The organism is Limosilactobacillus fastidiosus (genome assembly GCF_014145505.1).
Classification (GTDB): domain Bacteria; phylum Bacillota; class Bacilli; order Lactobacillales; family Lactobacillaceae; genus Limosilactobacillus; species Limosilactobacillus fastidiosus.
The window spans coordinates 75,330-94,510 of the sequence record NZ_JACIUZ010000044.1 but is presented as its reverse complement, the minus strand read 5'-3'; the positions used below and the strand labels follow the sequence as shown (position 1 = coordinate 94,510).

Below are 19,181 nucleotides of genomic sequence, written 5' to 3'. Positions count from 1 at the left end.
TTATATAAAAAGCTTGGGAAACTATTTCTATTTTTCCCAAGCTTTGTTTTTTATTTAATTTCTATCGCTCATTCCAAAGATTTGTAATAGTGAGATGAAGAGGTTAACAAAGTCTAAGTATAGTTGAAGAGCACCCAAAACGGCTAACCCAGTAACTGATACTTGATCACCATAATTAACATAAATACGCTTCATCTTTTGCGCATCCCATCCAGTCAAAACGGTAAAGATAATTACCGCAATAAAGGAGAAAATGTAGGCAATTGCTGGACTCTGAAGAAACATGTTAATAATGTATGCAATAATCAGAGCAATCAAGGCTGCCATTGCATGTGAGCCGAATTTAGTTAAATCTCGCTTTGTTATTGTTCCGTAAACTGCCATTACAATAAAGATAACTGACGACGAAACAAATGCGGAAGCAATGCTTGCACCAGTGTACGCACCTGCAATTAACGCAAACTCAACACCATAAATAATTGAAATTAGCATCAACATTATAAAGGCACCAACTGGATTTCTTGTAGCACTAAAGCTAATTCCCATTGACAAAGCGATTGGTAATAGTAGGATTATCCACGTCATCCCCGGATGAGCACCAAAATAACCGAAAACTTGTTGACGGAAAGTGTTCATTGTTAAGTAGGCAGAAAATGCAGAAACCAGAATTGCCACTACCATATTACCGTACATCCGGGTTAAAAACCGATTAAGCCCTGTGGCATCGGTAACAACCCGACGTCCCGGCTGTTCAGAAAAATTATTCATTTAATATCATTCCTTTTAATTTGACTATCTTTGACTTTTCAAGAATAATAACAAACTTAATGGTAAGCTTCAACCCCTTGACTACTTACTCAATAATTTTTTATATTTATCCTCATACTTTTCGATATCACCGGCGCCCATAAATACCACTACTGCATCATGATAGTGAAGAAGTTTAGTCATGGTATCCATATCAATTCCTTCACTATTAGGAATTTTGGCCTCAAGGTCTTCACTTGAAATGTGACCAGCCTGTTCACGGATTGAACCAAAGATTGGAGTTACAAAGGTCTTATCTGCTCGTCTTAATGATTCTGCAAAGCCGTCAATATATGCTGCTAACCGTGAATAGGTATGTGGTTGGAAAACAGCAATAACTTGGCGATCTGGATACTTCTGCCGGGCAGCATCGATAGTAGCCTTGATTTCACTTGGGTGGTGAGCATAATCATCGATCAAGGTTTCATCAGCAATATCGGTTTCACTAAACCGACGCTTAACTCCGGTAAAGTTTGCCAATTCACGTTTAATATCTGCCATATCAACATGTTCCATGTAAGCAACTGCAATTACTGCTAAACTATTAAGAACACTGTGTTCACCATAAAGGTGGATAGTGAAGGTCCCTAACTTTTGATCCTTAAAGTAGGCATCATAGGTTGAGCCTGCAGGTGTCCGCTGTATGTTTTCCGCATGGAAATCATCATTTTCACCAGTTCCGTAATAGTATACCGGGACATCAACGTCTAATTTCCGGAGGTTTTCATCATCACCCCATGCAAAAATTGCCTTCTTAACTTGCTTTCCATATGTTTCAAAGGAAGCCCGAACATCATTAATATCTTTAAAGAAGTCAGGGTGATCAAAATCAATATTGGTCATAATTGCATAATCTGGGTGGTAAGCCAAGAAATGGTCACGGTATTCGTCAGCTTCAAAAACGAAGAAACGGTCCTTAGCATTCCCTTTACCAACACCATCACCAATAAGGTAACTAGTTGGTTCAACTCCATCAAGAACGTGAGCTAAAAGCGCTGTCGTACTTGTCTTACCATGGGCACCAGCGATCCCAATACTGGTATGACTAGTAACTTCATTCTCAACTGCTTCAGGATAACTCATCACTGCCAGGCCAAGTTCATGAGCTCTTTTCACTTCTGGATGATCCTCGCCAAACGCGTTTCCTTGAATAACGATCATTCCTGGCTTTAAATTAGCAGGATCGAATGGAAGAATCTTGATCCCGTTCTTTAATAACGGTCCTTGGGTAAATGTCTCCTTTTCAATATCTGAACCTAAAACATCATTCCCCTTGTCATGAAGAATCCGGGCGAGTGAGGCCATTCCTGTACCTTTAATCCCAATAAAATAATAAGTCTTCTTATCCATTAATCTGGTTCCTTTCACAAACAATTATTAATAAATCGATAATTTAGTTTTCGGCTGAGAAGTAAGTATTTGCCCGATCAAAATCAACTGCCTCACCGGTTTCTTGCCAGTCATCAGGAATTATCCATAAGCCTTTCTTATCCGGGGCGTTCTTTAGCTGTAATTCACGGAAACCACAAAGCATTCCTTCACTCTCAACTCCCATTAACTTACCTGGCCAAATAATCTTACCATCTGGCATCATTGCACCGGGACGAGCAGCAACAACCTTAATATGTTCCTTAACGTTAGGAGAACCACAGACAACTTGGACGGTCTTACCATCTTCTACACGGGTTTGGGTAATCTTAAGGTGATCTGACTTTGGGTGATCCTCAATCTTTTCAACATAACCAACAACGAACTTTGGTGTGTGATCAGCTATCAATTTCTCAGTAAAGCCAGCTTCACCTAATGCCGCATTTAATTTTGCAACTTGATCATCACTTAAAAAAACCTGACCCCGTTCATCTTTTAATTCAGGTAATAGTTCACTTGCGTCAAAGAAATTATAGCCAAGCAGACTGCCATCCTTAGCATTCGTAAATTGTGTAACCATTCCCTTTGAAGTTACAGTCTGGTCATCTCCATCCGGACCAGTAATAACAACTAAAACATCACCCATCTCTTGGGGGTTATAACTAGAAATTAACATCAAACTTTCCTTTCTCCATCAAAATAACAATGAAGGGAATCGCGACCCATCACTTCACTGACCCCTTCATTCTTTTTACCGTTTACCATTTTACTTCAAATCATTTAAAAAATCTTCCACTTGTTGCTTTGTTTTCCGATCTTTATTCACAAAGCGGCCAATTTCTTTTCCATTACGATAAACAACAAAGCTAGGAATCCCAAAAATATTTAGTTCAGCTGCAAGATCGATATTTTCATCACGATCAACTTCAATAAAGGTATATTCTGGAAAATCTTTTTCAATTTCTGGCATTGCCGGCTTGATAAAGTGACAATCTGGACACCAACCGGCATCAAAAAACAGTACATAATCCCCATCACTGATCTTAGTTAGTAGTTGTTCTTCCTGCATTTGTGGTAACTTTTCCATTTTCCTACCTCCATAATTTATTTGAAGCAATTATATCATTAAGAAGCTAAGACTGCGTCTAATTAGCTTTTTTACCTCGTTAATGTTAGAATTAATATTATCAATTTTGATACTAACTGACAAAGGAAGCAATTAATTAAATGAATGATTCTAATAGTTCACTTAACCCATGGTTATTACCCGTTACCCTCGGTGCATCTGGAGTAGTTGGTTTCCTTGCTGGAAAGTTGTTTGGTCAACGACGTATTTCAGCTGACCAAATTCTCAAAATAATTCATGATGATTTTAAACGTGAAGGAGAGGTTACTGGCAGTTGGATTAACCAACGCCGGATCCCCTACCAACGTTTTGCAGTTAAAACCGAGGCTTACGAAGGTGGCATCACCCGTTTAGAAGATGATCAACCAGTTGACTATCAATTTATTGCAGATGCAAAAACTGGAAGTCTCCTTTCACTAAAGCGGATTGAACAGTCATTAAACAATTAAAAATTTACTAAATTAAAAAGGGACTGGAGAATACTTCTCCGGTTCCTTTTATTACATTATTCCCAATAATCTTCAAATTTACTTGAAGCACTAGTAGTCGCATCAACATTTTCAGCGCTAAAGTCACTTTCATTTATGGTTAAATCTGATCCTTCCCGCTGAAAATAAAATGAAGGTTGTTCGTCACCAGAGTGAAAATCGACCAATGTTACTAAGCCAGAAAAGAACCAGGAATCATCAAAATTAATATGATAGTTAATTCCATCCTTTTTCCTTATTAGCGTTGCCCTTCCAAGGTCTCTTTCGGGGCTAAATCCTTGCCGAGAGCTATGCTTAACATTATGTGGTTGAACGGTCTTTCCGTAAAATTTAATTCCGTCACCGGCTTGGAGGACATACGTATTTTTGAACCACTTATTCGCAGCTGCTGTAACGATTAGTTTCATCGAATCACCCCTATACCGATTTATTTTTGCAACGGCATCGTTGCCGTCAACTTATAAATCGGCTGACCCTTAGAAGCAAATTTATGTTCATATTCAGTTTCAACGTTATGTTCATTCTCATCGCTATTATGAAGATCGAGCCAGAGACCATCAAACTTCATTCCAAAGTTATTCATACTTACAACAGAAAATTCAAAGAATCCCATATTATCAGTCTTTAATTCCACTTGACCTTGGGGTTGCAAAATTAATTGGTATTCACTAAGAAATGTATGATACGTTAACCGTCGTTTTGCATGGCGCTTTTTTGGCCATGGATCAGAGAAGTTTAAATAGAGCTTATCAATTTCATGTGGTTCAAAGTATTCGGTCAGTTCTTCTCCTTCACCACAAATCAATTGTAAGTTAGGTAACTTTTCAGGAAGTGCTTTTTTCAAAGCAATTGCTGCAACAGTCCGTTGAATCTCCAAACCAATAAAATTGATTTCCGGGTGAGCCTTTGCCATTCCAATAATGAATTGGCCTTTCCCCATCCCCACTTCAAGATGGAGCGGTTGCTTTTTAGGAAAACGGGATTGCCACTTTCCCTTAAATTGTGTTGCATCATCAATTAGTAATTCGGGATGCTCCGCCATTAACGGATCAGCCCATTTTTTATGTTTTACACGCATAATATTCCTCACTTTGTTATTTTTTAATTCGACTTTGAAAATAAAACTTAATTAGAAGATAGCTTTCGCCTAACCCCAAGATAAGATTTAGGATTAACCGTTGCCAATTAAGATCACGGCCAACACTGGCTAGCACAATTAATAACATCTCAAGCACAATTACCTTACTTAATAGACGCTGGAAGTCCTTAACTTGAGCTTGATGAGCAATCGGATAAATGTGTGTAAAGACATTATTTTGGTATTGCTCATAAAAGGGCATTATTTGGGTTGCCACCAGGTATATAAATAGGAGCACAACAACTGTATTTAACCAGTTAACCGGAATAAAGAAAGCAATTAGCATCCCCACAATAGTTAAGCGAATTACTAAACCACTTACTTCTGTGTTTCGGATAAAACCATGCGCATATAGGTAAGCCCACGGCCGATTACCATTCTCAAGCAAACTGATTAATCCAGTTGCCCACTTTCGTCGCTTAACATTCCCTTGAACACTTGGAACATCAGTAAAGAGGTTAAAGAAACGGTAAATGCTGTACATGCGATCTTGTTCTGCCCGTACGGCTAGCTGCCAGTCAATTGCTACATTTCTATAATAAGCAATCATTGCGCCCAGTAAAACTACAGATACCAGTAAGCCCCAAACTGGCCCGACAAGCCAAGTAAAAAGCCAGACGATTAGAGGATTTACCCAATATTCAGCAATTGTTCGTCGGTACTGCTCACCCCATCGAATACTAATTGCCTTTCTAGCAGTCCAAAGCCAGGTTACTTTAGTAATCAACGCCGTGATAAGGATCAAGCTAATGTCAATTCCAGTCAGACGTTCAGTGGTTAACGCAAACGGAAGTGCCACTGCGGAAAGTTCCAGCATCATTAACACACCTAAAATCATACTATAGGTTGTTGCTTGTTTAAGATAATGTTTAATTGCAGTCACTTGCGGTAACAGGAAAACGGGATCCGGTCGCTTAATCAACGTTGCAAGCCTGCCCACCTGAGTAATCAAGACAAACCAGAGCACGAGTAGCCAACGAGACCACCACAAGTGACTATTCAACTGTGGCAACCATTGCGAATAACCATAAGCTAATGCACCGAAGAGGAAGAATAAGGCAATCACAAAATGATCATTAAACACTAATCGCCAATACTTTAATAGTTCCATAAAGTGTCTTTGACGACGTTGACTAAATAAACTATTCATTTTGATCATTCCTTGCTAAGCTAAGATAAATATCATCCAATGATTCACCTGGCCGATCTGCCTTTTGACGTAATTCATCTAAGGTCCCATGGGCGCGAACCTTACCATTAGCTAAAAGAACAAAGCGATCGCAATAACGTTGAGCAGTATCAAGAACATGAGTTGACATTAATACAGCTGTTCCAGCCTTTTTCTTTTCTTCAATTAATTCCAATAAATCATGAACCGCTAAAGGATCAAGGCCATAAAATGGTTCATCAACAATCAATAATTTAGCATCAATCATCAATGCGCAGCAAATCATTACCTTCTGCTTCATCCCTTTTGAAAAATTAGCGGGGAACCAGTCAAGCTTATTATCTAGGCGAAAAATTTTCAACAATTTGTGAGCCCTTTTCCAAGCATCATCATACTTCAATTCATAGGCTTTAATTGTCAATTCTATATGTTCCCGAAGTGTTAATTCGTCATATAAAATTGGCGTTTCTGGAACATAAGCCAGTTGCTTTTTATAATCAACTGGATCTTTTTGAAGATTAACGCCATTTAACGTGATTTCTCCAGAAAACGGTTGTAATAAACCGATAACGTGATTAATTGTTGTTGATTTTCCGGCCCCATTAAGCCCAATTAACCCAACTAATTCTCCAGCTTTCACCTGGAAACTAACATCTTTTAATACTGGGATCCGGGAATATCCCCCTACCAACTTTTTAACTTCAAGCGCCATTATTTTTCCTCTTTTTATTGATTTATCTAGCGTTGATTATATCATAGGTCACTTATTGGTAACTCCTTTTTATGTTAATTTTGGTATACTTATGGTAAACAATAAGTTTTTCAAAGGAGCGATTACTAATGGATAACTGCATTTTTTGCAAAATTGTTAAGGGTGAAATCCCTAGTTACATAGTATATGAAGACGACGTGGTTAAGGCATTTCTTGATATTTCACAAGGTACTCCTGGTCATACCTTGGTTATTCCAAAAAAACATGTTCCTGACCTATTTGCGTACGATGAAGAATTAGCAGCAGCCGTTTTTTCTCGTCTCCCCAAAATTGCCCAGGCGGTTAAGGATTCTAACCCTAAAATTAAGGGATTGAACGTACTTAATAATAACGGTAAAGTCGCCTACCAATCTGTTTTCCACTCCCACATTCACTTAATCCCTCGCTACTCTGATCAGGATGACTTCAAGATGATTTTTAAAGATAATTCAGGTGAATATAATGATGCTAAATACAAAGAAATTCAAGAATCAATCAAGCAACAATTTGATAACATCAATAACTAATTCTTTTCAAAAAGATATTAGCAACATAAAATTTTTCCTCAGCTCACTCAAACAATTACAATCAAGTGTACAACACTTACAAGGTGCCACTAAGGGAGTTAGTCACTATCTGAATAGTGTTAAGCACGATATAGAACAATGGCAATTCAAAAGCCAACCTCGGCTTGAAAAGATTCGCCAAATTATTGATAAAATGAAATAAAAGTAAAGGAAGTTCCTTCATCCGTTCAAACCGGATAGCAGGAGCTTCCTTTTTTATTTATATTAAATTAGTTATTTCCTAATGATGAACCATTATTTGCCTTAGTAGTGGTTGCATTACTGTTCAGATAATCATCCATAATATTCTTCAGATCATTATCCTTAATTGAGACATTCCCCTTCTTCAGAACATTTGAAACAACCTTGTGTAAGAACTTCGAATCGTTCATCTTTTCTTGGACAATTTGGTTCTTTAAGTCATTGATGTGTTGACTCTTCTTTCCCTTGGCAGGGTGTTCAATCATGTAAATAACAACATAACCATCATCAGTCTTAACCGGTTCAGTAGTAAATTCACCCGTCTTTAACTTAAAAGCGGCCTTCTTATAAGCGGAATCAACAGAAGTGGATGTATTATCAAAAGCAGCCACCTTTCCGTCAGCTTCTTTAGTAGAAGCATCGGTTGACTTAGACTTAACTAACTTTTTAAAGGTCTTATAAGGATGATCAGAATTATTCAATTGATCAATAATTTCTTGAGCATCATCCTTACTCCCAACAAGGATTTCCGCAGTTTGAACCTTTGGCTCATAATTCTTCCATTGCTTATTAATCTGAGCATTAGTGATGTGAGTGTAACTCCGAACGGCAGCTTCCAAGCATAAATTAGAGCGAATCTGTTGCTTTAGCTTCTTTTCGGTTAACCCTTGTTGTTGCAATACCGCGCTAAATTGTGAACCATACTGATTCTTATAGGTATTATACTGGGCGTTAACTTGCTTATCAGAAACTTGCTTCCCATATTCCTTATCCAAGACCTTATCTAAGATCATTTGTTGAAGAACTTGTTTCCCATTAGTGGTTGACTTCATTTCATCATAATATTCTTCCTGAGTAATCTTTCCACCACTAGTTGTTGCAACAGCTTTGCTTCCACAAGCAGCCAAGGGTAGAGCCAAGGTTGCACAAACAATAATTGCAATTAATTTTTTTGACTTCACAAAAACACTTCCTTAATTTATTTATAATTCTCACTAAACTTACCAATCTAATATACCACACTCCATATCCGATGCGCCGTCTTGATAAAGAATGTTTAAATGATTTTCAAACTTTATTCTTATTTAATCGATCAAGGTCAATCACTGGCGAACCTAATTCCTTAATTTGCTCGTTTGCGGTAAAGTAAATCACCTGATTTTCCCTAGCCATTTGTCTTAATAATTCCAGCATTCGACCACGGCGAATATTATCAAAGTTAACAAAACCATCATCAACCATTATTGGTAACCTAATTTGGTCACTAATGACCGTAATAAAGCCAAGACGGAGTGAAATAAACAATTGTTCGGCTGTCCCAAGGGATAATTCAGGCACCTGAAAGACTTGCTGTTCTTGACTCAAAGTACTAATCCCATCATCGTTTACCATTATTTTTTGGTAACGCCCATTAGTCAAAATAGCAAAAAATTTTTCTGCCTGCTGAAGAATCTTTGGGTACCGATCTTGAGAAGCAAGCTTTAAAGCACCATTAATCCACCGAATAGCCAATTGCTCACTTAACCATTGTTTGGTTTCGTGCCAAATTATTGTTTGTAAATTGGCTAACTGCTGATTTAATTCACTAAACGAACCGTTCTGCACTAGCGAGCTAATCTGAAGCTTAAGTTGTGTTAGCCTTGTTTCAATTTTCTTCTGCTCTTGTTCATTCGCTGCCAATTTCTGGTGGGCCATTGAAACATCTTTGTCTAGGAAAATTTTATCAGTATAATTTACTAACTGCTTACGATCATTATTGGTTAATTGTTGTCCGTAAACCTCAGTAGTGATTTTCCTTGTTTGCTCCGTAACCCTTTGTGTCTGAAGTTGTTTAAAATCTGCATCGGTTTTTATATTTAAGGACTTATACTCAGCTTCCTTATTTTGGAGTTCAGTCGTTAGCTGGATCTTTAGCTGATCAAGATGATTTTGCAGTCTAGTTTGTTCTTGTTCTGCACCAGCTAATTGTTGTGAACGATCTTGCATCTCAACAAGCCACCGGTTATAGCTATTAATTAACTCGTTAATCGAGTCAGCGACCATTTTAATTGGTAACTGACGTTTTATTTTTTTCCATCGTTGATTAAACTCACTTTTACTTTGATCAACTTGTTCTAATTGTACTTTTAAGTCCTGATAGCGATGAAGATCAGATTGCATCGTTAACCACTTATCAGGGGGAAACAAGGATAGATCATGTTGTTTTCCAAATTGCCGTAATTGCGAATGCTGTTGTTCAGCAAGTTGCTTTTCGTGCTGTTGTTGCTTAAACCATAAAACACCTGCTGCACAAAGAGAAATTATTCCTAAAATCCATATCAACGACTGATGAAAAATTAGTCCAATGATAAAAAGGACAATCCCAATTCCAGGAACATACAGGCTTTGGTTATTTGCCTCATGTGAAATAGCATTGAGTAATCCCTCCAGCTCACTAACTGCTTGCTCAGAAAGAGGAACTGGTAATTTAGAATTTCCATATCGTCCTTCTAACTGCTTAAGTTCGTTTTGCCATTGGCGTTGCTGATTTATTTCCTGGTTATTACCCTGAATTTGTAATGTTAATAATTGATCCTTTAACTGCTGATAGTGAACTTTTTGTTCCCGATAATTATTTACTTCTGAAGTTGAAAGTTCCTTAATGACCACTTGCCGTTCCAGCAACTGTTGCTCAAGTACTTGAATTTGTTTTTGCAGTTCTCGTTCTTGACCTTGAATCTCCTGAATCTTAACTACTTTCTCGTCTGTTAACTTTATTCCTGCCACTGCTTTTTGCTGGTGACCACGCCACTGTTCAAACACAGGCCATAATCGTTGAAGACGTTCTACTTTTTTTACTTCTTCTTTGAGTTTAGGTTGTTCCTGTTGAAGTTTCTTTAGTTGAAACTGAATTTGGGTTTGTTCCTCAACTAGGCGATGATAGTCACTGCTTTGCGACTGAGCTTGATTAACTCGTTCATGGAGTTCATCGTATTCTTTTAAATGGCGGTTTAAACTTAGCTTTCTACCGCGTGGTTTATATAGGGAGGCAGCTTTCTTTTCTAATCTGGCAATTTGCTGAAGCCATTCTTGACTGCCAACCGCCCCCAACCGTTGCAACTGTTGCTCAAGTTGTTCTCGGTCAAGTTCATCATTCAAGATATTATTTTGATTAAAACTATAAATTGCCTGATAAAGTTCGCGATCCAATGGGCCAATTAATTCGGTGAGAAATTCAGCCTTTTCCCTTTTTCCTACTTCATTAGTGATTGTTACCTCTCCACCATTTTTTCCCTTAACCCGTTTAATAACGTACTGGTGGTGGTTCGCATCAACCGTCAATGAGCCCCCATAACCTGAACCATTTTTAGGAAGGTATTGTTGGTACTTATTCTTTCCGCGGCCATCCGCAAAGCCAAAAAGAATACTCAATATAAAGGCAGCTAAGGTTGTCTTCCCCGCTTCATTTGCTCCGTAGATCAATACTGGATTATCAGTAAATTCAAAGTCTTGGTCATGCCACTTTCCAAAGCCATCAATGTGAACCCTTCTAATCTTCATGATGCTCCTCCTTACCTAATTCTTGATTAGCCTCACGACGTAATTTTTCAATCATTGAAGGTTCTGTAAGACGGTCAGCAATAAAATCATACTTTGATAATTTTCCCGCTAACTCTACCATTGCCGATTGAATAAAAACTTCCTTAGCAGCTTGATCCCAATACTCTTGATCTAAATCAGTCATCTTGGGAAGATTAACCTCCCCAAGAAGGTTTATTTGATAAGGCCACCATTTTGGCGAACCTTCTTCTGCAATTTGTTCCTGAAGCCGCTCTAAAATTGTTCCGTTAGTAATTAACTGTTTTGTTAGAGCATTCATTTCATCAGTTAGCTGGATATTTAATGCAATCATTTTAAACTGCTCACCCGACTTAACTTGGTGCTGTAGCCTTTCAATTATAGTATCAGTCGCTTGCAAGTGACCTAAATTAACGTTAACCGTACACCACTCAATTGGTGCAATAGCCTTAAATTCATTCTTTAACTTACCTGAATCACTTTGAACCAGGTAATAACCATGTTGACCATCCTCATTTTTATGACGTCCTTGGGGAATACCAGGATAAACAACCGATGGATCTTCATTAAGTACTTGGCGTTTATGAATATGGCCTAATGCCCAGTAATCGTAATTCTTTTGCAAAAGCTCTGCCACCGTAAACGGAGCATAGTGGTCCTGTTCGGGATTGTTTTGGGCAAGTGCGCCATGAAGCATCCCAATATGCCAATCAGCGCTTGTCTTACTTGGAAAACTACTTACCTGATCAACCGATAACCAGCGTTTCCCATAACTAAACCCAGTAATCGATACCGTTTCCTTATTCGAAAGCGTCAATGTCTTTGTTTCAACCTGATTACCGAAAACTCGAACATTCTTGGGAAGTGAATTTTCCCTTTCACTAACTATTTGATAATCATGATTACCGTAACTTAGGTAGACTGGAATCTGGTGTTCATTTAAGCGTTGACACTGACGGACAAAGAAGTCTTCCGCTTCAGCACTATGGTGATCCCGATCATAGATATCACCAACAATTAAAACAAAATCAACTTGTTCTTTAATGGCATTGTCAACTATTCGTTCAAATGCTGTAAAAGTTGAACGATGAACCCTTTGCCAAATCTGCGTTGACATATCAGCAAGTCCCCGAAACGGGCTATCTAAATGTAAATCTGCAGTATGAATAAACTTCATCTTTTTCACCCTTCGAATAAAAAAGCGGGAAGAGTATTCAGACATGATCGTCATCATTCATCTTCCCGTTATCATTTTTATAACTAAATTAACAGTTACTTGTCACTAGGTTGTGGCCCTTGTGGCATAACATCCTTGTAAATATCTTGAATAGGACTAGTAATTGTCCGGTTGAGTTGTTGGAGCATGTTATCAACGGCCCGTTCTTGGTTCATTAAAGTTTGTACTTCAGGCTTAGAACTAATTTCCTTAGCAATTGTTTGAATGGCGTTAATTTCATCTTGAGTTAACTTTTGACCAGCCATTTGCTTTTGTTGAGCGTTAGCCTGCATTTGTTGAAATTTCTTGAACGTATCAAAAGTATCCTTTTGAGCCTTTAAGTTATCAAAAGCCTTCTTCAAGCCTTGATATTCTTGTGTTTCTTTTAATTGATTACTAAGTTCATTAGCGGTGTCATAAATATTAACCATTTTTGTAACCTCTTTTCATTTATTCAACAATTTGATTGTATCATACTATCGCCTAATCATCATTTTTTCAGAATAAAGAACGAACATCATTCCATAACTGACCCGCACGATTACCGAAGTTATTTACCGATTGGTTAAAGCGGTTCATCAAGTCGCCACCATTCTTCAAAAAGGACCCCCAGCCCTTACTACTCTTTCCACTATTAGCGGTTGCACGCGTCTGAGCATCTTCAACGTTAAACTTTGTATTTGGTGTATTTTTCAAGATACCAGTCATTTCTACCTTGTAAAGACTATTAACATTCCTCATTGAAATATCTTGAAGAGCATGTGATGAATTAGTGTCATCGTACCCTTCCCAAGTAGCAACCACCACATCAGGAGTGTACCCAACAATCCACTTATCACGGTCATCTGCACTGTTACTCTTAACTGCAGACTCCGTTGTCCCCGTTTTCCCAGCTAAAGTATAACCTGCTGGACGAGCTGATTGTCCAGTTCCGTGCTCAAACACCCCAATTAACATACTGGTCATGTTTTTAGCAGTATTAGCAGTCACAACCTGCTTGGGCTTAGCTGTTTTTGTAGTAACAATGGTTTTCCCAGAAGCATCTTTAATTTTTGTAATATAGTGCGTTTCCGGCATTTTCCCTTCATTCGCAAATGTTGAATAAGCACGGGCAATTTGTTCTGGAGAAACCCCCTTCGTCATTCCCCCAAGGGCAAGCGCCAGATTTTTATCACTTTTCTCAACTGGTAAGTCAAACTTTTCGGCCATCTTATACCCAGTATTAACACCGATCTTATTCAGCAACCAGACCGCTGGAGCATTTAAGCTTTCATATACTGCTTTATACATTGGAACACTTCCGGCATAAGTATCGTCATAGTTTTTTGGCGTATAATCATTAGTTCCGTATGACTGCTTTTTATCCTGAAGTGTTGAATCATAAAAATAGCCATGTTCCAATGCTGGGGCATAAACGACTAACGGTTTAATCGTTGAACCGGGTTGTCGTCGCATCTGTGTTCCCCGATTAAAGCCACGAAAAACATGTTTTCCTCGACCACCGACGATTGCTGTCACTCCCCCCGTCTTAGGGTTCATCGCCACTGATGCTGACTGTACCTTAGTTCCGTCAACCGAATCACGTGGGAAATTATCATCATCTTCGTAAGTTTGTTGCATGGAACGCTGTTGATCCTGATCTAACGTTGTATAAATTTTATAACCATTATTCATGATTTCTTTTTCTGAGAGATGGTACTTACTAATTGCCTCAGAAATTACAGCGTCAAAATAGTAAGGGTAACGGTAAGTATTTGGGGTAACATACCCATTTCTCACCTCTAATGGCGTTTCCTTATATTGGTTTGCCGCAGACTGGCTTAGTTGGTGATTTTCAACCATCAACTGTAAAACAAGATTTCGCCGTTGCTTTGTTGCTTCAGGATGAGCAACCGGATCGTAAATTCCTGGTGACGTTAACATTCCCGCTAACGTTGCTGCTTGAGGAACGGTTAATTCATTAGCATCACAGTTAAAATACCGCCTAGCAGCATCTTGCACTCCCCATACACCGTTACCAAAGTAAGCATTGTTGAGGTACATTGTCATGATCTTCTTTTTACTATATTGGTTCTCCACTTCTACCGCAATAAAAATTTCACGAGCCTTCCGGGAGAAAGTTTGTTGCTGAGTTAAAAAAGCATTTTTGACTAGTTGTTGCGTTAGAGTACTCCCCCCGCCGGAAATATAGTTCCGATGGAGCAACTTGTTTTTAATTAACAAGAAACCGGCCCGGCCGAGACCCTTAATTGAGAAACCGTGCTCGTGATAAAAATTACGGTCCTCCGTAGACATTACCGCTGCTGGAACATTTGGCGAAATCTTATCCAGGGATACATAGGTTCCCTTTTGTGAATAAAGGCTACCTGCCGAATTACCATTACGGTCATAAATCATGGTTGGTCGTCGCAAACGAGCCTCGAGATTTTTTACATCCGCCGTTTTAGCAACAAACGTCAAGTAAGTACTGGTTACTAAAAATAGTGATAAACAAATAACAATTAGCCACCGTGTTATCTGATACCGATGCCAAAATTGTTTTAACCACCGAATAAAACACTGCCATACTTCTTTTAAGATAACCCTTATCCGGTGCCAAAGTTGCTTTAGCCACGCCTGTAGCTGTTCACGGAAAGGAGGCTTTTCTTCTGGTTCTCTTCTCATTTAATTAATCCCCATATTAAATAACATTAAATCTAAATTATTTTAACACAGGATATTTTTGCCGTAGTTTATTTTTATTGAGTATAACTAAATTTTAAAATAATAAAGCAACCTAAGATTAGTCCAAAATAACAATCTTAAGTTGCTTTTATCTAGTTAAAACAATTATTACATTTCGTCAGGTGCCTTAACATCGAGAAGAGCTAATGCTGACTTCAAAACGTGGCTTACCGCCTGAGTTAATGCCAAACGTGCTGGTTGTTGTGGATCATCATTTAAAATCCGATTATGAGCATAGTATTGGTTAAACTTCTTTGCAAGTTCTAAAGCATACTTTGCAACTACTGATGGATCATAATTAAGAGCAGCGCGCTTTACAGCTTCACCGTATTGACCTAAGAAGCTAATTAATTCCCAAGCACCATCACCAACTTGAGTTAAGTCAACATTACTAAAGTCACGGATACCACCCTTCCGTAAAATACTCTCAGCACGTGCCCGAGCATATTGAACATAAGGACCCGTTTCCCCTTCAAACTTAACAACATCTTCAAGCTTAAAGTTAACTGCATTTTGCCGGTAATTCTTTAAATCATGGAAAATTACGGCACCAATACCCACTTGCTTAGCCACCTCATCAGCATTCTTCAAGTCAGGGTTCTTTTCTGCAATTTGCTTCCGTGCCAAATCAACGGAGTCATTAAGAACGTCTTCAAGAGAAACAACATTTCCCTTCCGAGTTGACATCTTTTTGCCGTTAAGGTTCATTAAACCAAATGAGATGTGTTCGATTTGATCCCACCAGTTAAAGCCAAGTTCCTTCAATGCCATCCGTAGTTGCTTGAAGTATACTTCTTGTTCGGCACCAACAACATAGAGTGACTTAGCATGACCATACATTCGCTTCCGGAACAAAGCTGTTGCTAAATCACGGGTAATGTAAGTAGTCGTTCCGTTACTCTTGATAATCAACAATGGTGGTAAGTTAAATTGATCAAGATCAACAATTTCAGCACCACGACTCTTCTTTAGCAATCCCTTATCACGAAGAAGTTGGATTGGTTCTTCCATCTTTTGTGCTGAGAATGCTTCACCATTAAATGAATCAAACTTAACATCCAGCATCTTATAAACCCGTTGGAACCGTTCCAAGGAGATTTCACGGAACCAATGCCAGAGATGCCATGCTTCTTTATCACCGTGTTCCAACTTTGCAAACCATTCACGACCAGCGTCTGTGTATTCTGGATGTTCGTCTGCCTCAGTATTAATCCGAACATAAAGTTGAAGCAAAGTATTAATTGGATCATTCTTTAAACCATCTTGAACTTCTTGACTGTTACCCCACATTTCGTAAGCAGCCATCATCTTACCAAATTGAGTACCCCAATCACCGAGGTAATCAATCCGGATCAAATTGTAGTTCACCTTTTCAAGAATCCGGGCAATCGCTTCCCCAATCATAGTTGAACGAAGATGCCCCATTCCCATTGGTTTAGCAATATTAGGTGAAGAGTAGTCAATTGTTATATTAGCCTTATGACCAAGATCACTTTCACCATAGTGTTCAGGATCGTTCAAAATTGACTTAAGTACTTCAGCACCAACATTAGCCTTATTAAGGAAGAAATTAATGTATGGTCCAGCAACCATAACTTTATCAAAGCCAGTTTGATCAATCTTTTCAATTAATTCACTAGCAATCATTTGGGGAGCCTTATGCAAGCTCTTAGCTAAGAAAAATGTTGGAAAGGCATAGTCCCCATTATTTGAATCCTTTGGCCGTTCAATTTTTTCTTTGATTTCGTTTAACTCTAAATCTGGTAATGCAACAGCTAAGGCATTAGTAACTTGTAACTTTTCGTCCATAAATTAATTCCTCCTATACAAAAAATCTCCAGTAAATAAATAATATTTACTAGAGACGAGATTTTCCCGCGGTACCACTCTAATTGAATTAGAATTCCACTCAATTTATTAAGTTTTACCTATGAAGCACGCCTTCACAAGAACGAAATTCCTGACTCCCACTATCACAGGATCGCTGACAAACCGTTTCTTATTACTACTCTTCAATCACTGGTTTCCTGTCTAGTGTATCATAATTCATTCGTTTGTAAACAAGATTTTTTTCAATTCATTTTAATAAAAATAACTGCTCTTGCAAGCACTTTATTGATTCATTAACGAGTCTTTTATGTTACAATCTTCCCAAATATGTTATAGAAAGGTTGCTGATAGACATGATTAATCAACAAGTACAAGCAGTAACAATCGCTGGTCACGATTCAGACGGTAGTGCAGGAATGCCTGCCGATCTACACGCATTTTTCGCAGACGGTGTTTATGGTCACGGTCTCCTTACAGCAGCTGTTGCCGGTAATTCATACGGAATCGATGCAGCACAAGTAATGCCAAAGGACTTCATTGAACAACAATTTAAGACCTTATCCGCTGATTTTAAAATTTCAGCCGCTAAAACAGGAATGCTTGCCAACGATGATGTAATTAATATCGTCGCTGATCAATACACTAAAGTTAACTTTGGCCCATTGGTAGTTGACCCAGTAATCATTACTAAACACGGTGCAATGCTTCTTGAACAGTCAGCATACGAGCTTTTTCGTGAACGAATTATTCCGCTCGCTACCGTGATTACACCTAATTTCTATGAAGCGCAAAAGTTAACTGGTTTTGAATTAAAGGATACTCAAGAAATGTTCGCTGCCGCAAAAGAACTCCAAAAAATGGGAGCAAAGAACGTGGTAATTAAGGGTGAGCATAATGACTCTAATCAAAAAGAAGTTATTGACGTTGTTTTATTAGAAGATGGCTCCCAATTTGAATTAAGTAAACCATTTTTTGATACCACCCACGTTAATGGTACTGGTGATACTTTTTCTGCCGTTATCGCTGCTGAATTAGCCAAAGGAACAAGCGTTAAGAATGCAGTTCTCCGCGCTAAGGATGCGGTCTATGCTGCAATTTCACACCCAATTGAAGTTGGTCATAAGTTTGGTCCAATTAATCACTGGGCAGCACAACGCGAATTAAAGAAGAAGGAATTATAATGATTAACCACTATCGTCATAAAGTTGTCTTAGTTGGGGATGGTGCTGTCGGCTCTGCCTTTGCTTTCTCCCTTCTCCAATCAAATCGTGAAGTTGATGAACTTGTTATTGTTACCCGGAACCATGATAAAGCTATTGGGGATGCGCTTGATCTTGCTGATATTACTCCCTTAACTGGACCAACTGACGTTTTTGCCGGAAACTATGAAGACGCCCATGATGCCGATGTTGTGGTTATTACTGCTGGTGTTCCACGGAAGCCTGGCGAAAGTCGCTTAGACCTAATTCATAAGAATATTAAAATTCTTAAGGGAATTGTTGAACCAATTATTGCTAGTGGTTTCAATGGTGTTTTTGTTATTTCTAGTAACCCAGTTGATCTATTAACCACACTTACGCAGCATATTTCTGGTTTCCCGAAAGAACGGGTCATCGGTACCGGAACCTCTTTGGATACGATGCGCTTACGATTAATTCTTAGTCAACGTTTACATATTTCAGTAAATGCGGTCGATTCACAAGTCCTTGGGGAACACGGTGACTCTTCGTTTGTCACTTTTGATGAAACCATGATTAATGGACGACCATTAGATGAAATCATTCAATTAACACCAGAAGAAAAGGACAAAATTGAAAAACAAGTTCGTCAAGCTGGTGCAAAGATTATTCAACATAAAGGTGCCACTTTTTATGGGGTTGCCAAATGCCTCTCAACAATTGTATGTGCAATTGTTGAAAACCAAAACACGGTCATTCCGGTTTCAGCTCCCCTCACTGGACAATACGGGATCAATGACCTTTATCTTGGTTCGCCAGCAATTATTAACCGTCAAGGAATCGGCCAAGTAATTGAATATCAATTATCACCTACTGAATTAGACAAAATGCAAGCATCCGCAAAACAACTTACTGCAGTCCTCAAAGCAGTTCAGTAAAAAAATGACCTTCAAGACTTACCTTGAAGGTCATTTTTTTCATTTCCATGTTAAGCGGGTAACGAGAATCGAACTCGCGACGCAACCTTGGGAAGGTTAAGTTTTACCACTAAACTATACCCGC

The 19,181-nt window shown here is 38.5% G+C and carries 18 protein-coding genes and 1 tRNA gene; 4 read left to right on the top strand and 15 right to left on the bottom strand.

What is annotated here, in order from left to right; translation table 11 throughout:
- Positions 1–54 precede the first annotated feature (54 nt).
- The 4 genes from H5R64_RS07880 to H5R64_RS07865 form a co-directional block, all read right to left on the bottom strand.
- Complete coding sequence (locus H5R64_RS07880) at positions 55–768, bottom strand: Bax inhibitor-1/YccA family protein (protein ID WP_182581651.1); 714 nt, start codon at positions 766–768, stop codon at positions 55–57.
- Positions 769–849: 81 nt separating this feature from the next.
- Positions 850–2,157 (bottom strand): UDP-N-acetylmuramate--L-alanine ligase, encoded by a 1,308-nt coding sequence (murC, locus tag H5R64_RS07875; RefSeq protein WP_182581652.1) that lies wholly within the window; start codon positions 2,155–2,157, stop codon positions 850–852.
- Between the two features lie 43 nt (positions 2,158–2,200).
- The gene (gene ytpR, locus H5R64_RS07870; RefSeq protein WP_182581721.1) at positions 2,201–2,851 is read right to left on the bottom strand and encodes a YtpR family tRNA-binding protein; all 651 of its coding nucleotides are present in this window, start codon (positions 2,849–2,851) and stop codon (positions 2,201–2,203) included.
- 90 nt (positions 2,852–2,941) lie between these two features.
- Entirely contained in the window at positions 2,942–3,262 is a 321-nt protein-coding gene (locus tag H5R64_RS07865; protein ID WP_182581653.1) for a thioredoxin family protein, read from the bottom strand.
- A 140-nt stretch (positions 3,263–3,402) separates the two neighbouring features.
- Here H5R64_RS07865 and H5R64_RS07860 point away from each other — a divergent pair, with 140 nt between their 5' ends.
- Positions 3,403–3,750 carry a PepSY domain-containing protein gene (locus H5R64_RS07860; RefSeq protein ID WP_182581654.1) on the top strand — a complete coding sequence of 116 codons (348 nt, stop codon included), beginning with the start codon at positions 3,403–3,405 and terminating at the stop codon, positions 3,748–3,750.
- Positions 3,751–3,806: 56 nt separating this feature from the next.
- Here the strand turns inward: H5R64_RS07860 and H5R64_RS07855 are convergent, their stop codons facing one another.
- Genes H5R64_RS07855 through H5R64_RS07840 form a run of 4 tightly spaced genes read right to left on the bottom strand, consistent with a single transcriptional unit; the run spans position 3,807 to position 6,807 of the window.
- Entirely contained in the window at positions 3,807–4,196 is a 390-nt protein-coding gene (locus tag H5R64_RS07855; RefSeq protein WP_182581655.1) for a HesB/YadR/YfhF family protein, read from the bottom strand.
- A gap of 20 nt (positions 4,197–4,216) precedes the next feature.
- Entirely contained in the window at positions 4,217–4,867 is a 651-nt protein-coding gene (trmB, locus tag H5R64_RS07850) for a tRNA (guanosine(46)-N7)-methyltransferase TrmB (RefSeq protein ID WP_182581656.1), read from the bottom strand.
- A gap of 16 nt (positions 4,868–4,883) precedes the next feature.
- The gene (locus H5R64_RS07845; RefSeq protein WP_182581657.1) at positions 4,884–6,077 is read right to left on the bottom strand and encodes an ABC transporter permease; all 1,194 of its coding nucleotides are present in this window, start codon (positions 6,075–6,077) and stop codon (positions 4,884–4,886) included.
- Entirely contained in the window at positions 6,070–6,807 is a 738-nt protein-coding gene (locus tag H5R64_RS07840) for an ABC transporter ATP-binding protein (RefSeq protein ID WP_182581658.1), read from the bottom strand. Before H5R64_RS07840 ends, H5R64_RS07845 begins: the two co-directional genes overlap by 8 nt.
- A gap of 128 nt (positions 6,808–6,935) precedes the next feature.
- Here H5R64_RS07840 and H5R64_RS07835 point away from each other — a divergent pair, with 128 nt between their 5' ends.
- Complete coding sequence (locus H5R64_RS07835) at positions 6,936–7,373, top strand: HIT family protein (protein WP_182583315.1); 438 nt, start codon at positions 6,936–6,938, stop codon at positions 7,371–7,373.
- Between the two features lie 269 nt (positions 7,374–7,642).
- Here H5R64_RS07835 and H5R64_RS07830 read toward each other — a convergent pair whose 3' ends face one another.
- The 6 genes from H5R64_RS07830 to argS all read right to left on the bottom strand — a co-directional run bounded on the left by H5R64_RS07830 (position 7,643) and on the right by argS (position 16,920).
- Positions 7,643–8,575, bottom strand: coding sequence for a peptidylprolyl isomerase (locus tag H5R64_RS07830; protein WP_182581660.1), 933 nt, complete (start codon positions 8,573–8,575; stop codon positions 7,643–7,645).
- A gap of 106 nt (positions 8,576–8,681) precedes the next feature.
- Complete coding sequence (locus tag H5R64_RS07825) at positions 8,682–11,153, bottom strand: ATP-binding protein (RefSeq protein WP_182581661.1); 2,472 nt, start codon at positions 11,151–11,153, stop codon at positions 8,682–8,684.
- Positions 11,143–12,348 (bottom strand): metallophosphoesterase family protein, encoded by a 1,206-nt coding sequence (locus tag H5R64_RS07820; protein ID WP_182581662.1) that lies wholly within the window; start codon positions 12,346–12,348, stop codon positions 11,143–11,145. The genes H5R64_RS07825 and H5R64_RS07820 overlap by 11 nt, the downstream gene beginning before the upstream one ends.
- A 95-nt stretch (positions 12,349–12,443) precedes the next feature.
- Entirely contained in the window at positions 12,444–12,818 is a 375-nt protein-coding gene (locus H5R64_RS07815; RefSeq protein WP_182581663.1) for a YlbF family regulator, read from the bottom strand.
- Positions 12,819–12,885: 67 nt separating this feature from the next.
- Positions 12,886–15,051: a PBP1A family penicillin-binding protein gene (locus H5R64_RS07810; RefSeq protein WP_182581664.1), complete on the bottom strand. Its 2,166-nt coding sequence runs from the start codon at positions 15,049–15,051 to the stop codon at positions 12,886–12,888.
- A gap of 168 nt (positions 15,052–15,219) precedes the next feature.
- Positions 15,220–16,920 (bottom strand): arginine--tRNA ligase, encoded by a 1,701-nt coding sequence (gene argS / locus H5R64_RS07805; RefSeq protein ID WP_182581665.1) that lies wholly within the window; start codon positions 16,918–16,920, stop codon positions 15,220–15,222.
- Positions 16,921–17,294: 374 nt separating this feature from the next.
- On the opposite strand from argS, the gene thiD reads away from it, so the two are divergent.
- Both thiD and H5R64_RS07795 read left to right on the top strand, forming a co-directional pair.
- Positions 17,295–18,122 carry a bifunctional hydroxymethylpyrimidine kinase/phosphomethylpyrimidine kinase gene (thiD, locus tag H5R64_RS07800; RefSeq protein WP_182581666.1) on the top strand — a complete coding sequence of 276 codons (828 nt, stop codon included), beginning with the start codon at positions 17,295–17,297 and terminating at the stop codon, positions 18,120–18,122.
- The gene (locus H5R64_RS07795; protein WP_182581667.1) at positions 18,122–19,057 is read left to right on the top strand and encodes an L-lactate dehydrogenase; all 936 of its coding nucleotides are present in this window, start codon (positions 18,122–18,124) and stop codon (positions 19,055–19,057) included. Before thiD ends, H5R64_RS07795 begins: the two co-directional genes overlap by 1 nt.
- Before the next feature lie 53 nt (positions 19,058–19,110).
- On the opposite strand, the gene H5R64_RS07790 is transcribed toward H5R64_RS07795, so the two are convergent.
- Positions 19,111–19,181, bottom strand: a tRNA-Gly gene (locus H5R64_RS07790).

Bases quoted from the DNA above. Each gene is read 5' to 3' on its own strand.
- trmB (WP_182581656.1), bottom strand. From the start codon at position 4,867: ATGCGTGTAAAACATAAAAAATGGGCTGATCCGTTAATGGCGGAGCAT.
- H5R64_RS07855 (WP_182581655.1), bottom strand. From the start codon at position 4,196: ATGAAACTAATCGTTACAGCAGCTGCGAATAAGTGGTTCAAAAATACG.
- H5R64_RS07845 (WP_182581657.1), bottom strand. From the start codon at position 6,077: ATGAATAGTTTATTTAGTCAACGTCGTCAAAGACACTTTATGGAACTA.
- murC (WP_182581652.1), bottom strand. From the start codon at position 2,157: ATGGATAAGAAGACTTATTATTTTATTGGGATTAAAGGTACAGGAATG.
- H5R64_RS07810 (WP_182581664.1), bottom strand. From the start codon at position 15,051: ATGAGAAGAGAACCAGAAGAAAAGCCTCCTTTCCGTGAACAGCTACAG.
- H5R64_RS07820 (WP_182581662.1), bottom strand. From the start codon at position 12,348: ATGAAGTTTATTCATACTGCAGATTTACATTTAGATAGCCCGTTTCGG.
- H5R64_RS07880 (WP_182581651.1), bottom strand. From the start codon at position 768: ATGAATAATTTTTCTGAACAGCCGGGACGTCGGGTTGTTACCGATGCC.
- H5R64_RS07815 (WP_182581663.1), bottom strand. From the start codon at position 12,818: ATGGTTAATATTTATGACACCGCTAATGAACTTAGTAATCAATTAAAA.
- ytpR (WP_182581721.1), bottom strand. From the start codon at position 2,851: ATGTTAATTTCTAGTTATAACCCCCAAGAGATGGGTGATGTTTTAGTT.
- H5R64_RS07865 (WP_182581653.1), bottom strand. From the start codon at position 3,262: ATGGAAAAGTTACCACAAATGCAGGAAGAACAACTACTAACTAAGATC.
- H5R64_RS07795 (WP_182581667.1), top strand. From the start codon at position 18,122: ATGATTAACCACTATCGTCATAAAGTTGTCTTAGTTGGGGATGGTGCT.
- H5R64_RS07835 (WP_182583315.1), top strand. From the start codon at position 6,936: ATGGATAACTGCATTTTTTGCAAAATTGTTAAGGGTGAAATCCCTAGT.
- thiD (WP_182581666.1), top strand. From the start codon at position 17,295: ATGATTAATCAACAAGTACAAGCAGTAACAATCGCTGGTCACGATTCA.
- H5R64_RS07860 (WP_182581654.1), top strand. From the start codon at position 3,403: ATGAATGATTCTAATAGTTCACTTAACCCATGGTTATTACCCGTTACC.
- argS (WP_182581665.1), bottom strand. From the start codon at position 16,920: ATGGACGAAAAGTTACAAGTTACTAATGCCTTAGCTGTTGCATTACCA.
- H5R64_RS07825 (WP_182581661.1), bottom strand. From the start codon at position 11,153: ATGAAGATTAGAAGGGTTCACATTGATGGCTTTGGAAAGTGGCATGAC.
- H5R64_RS07840 (WP_182581658.1), bottom strand. From the start codon at position 6,807: ATGGCGCTTGAAGTTAAAAAGTTGGTAGGGGGATATTCCCGGATCCCA.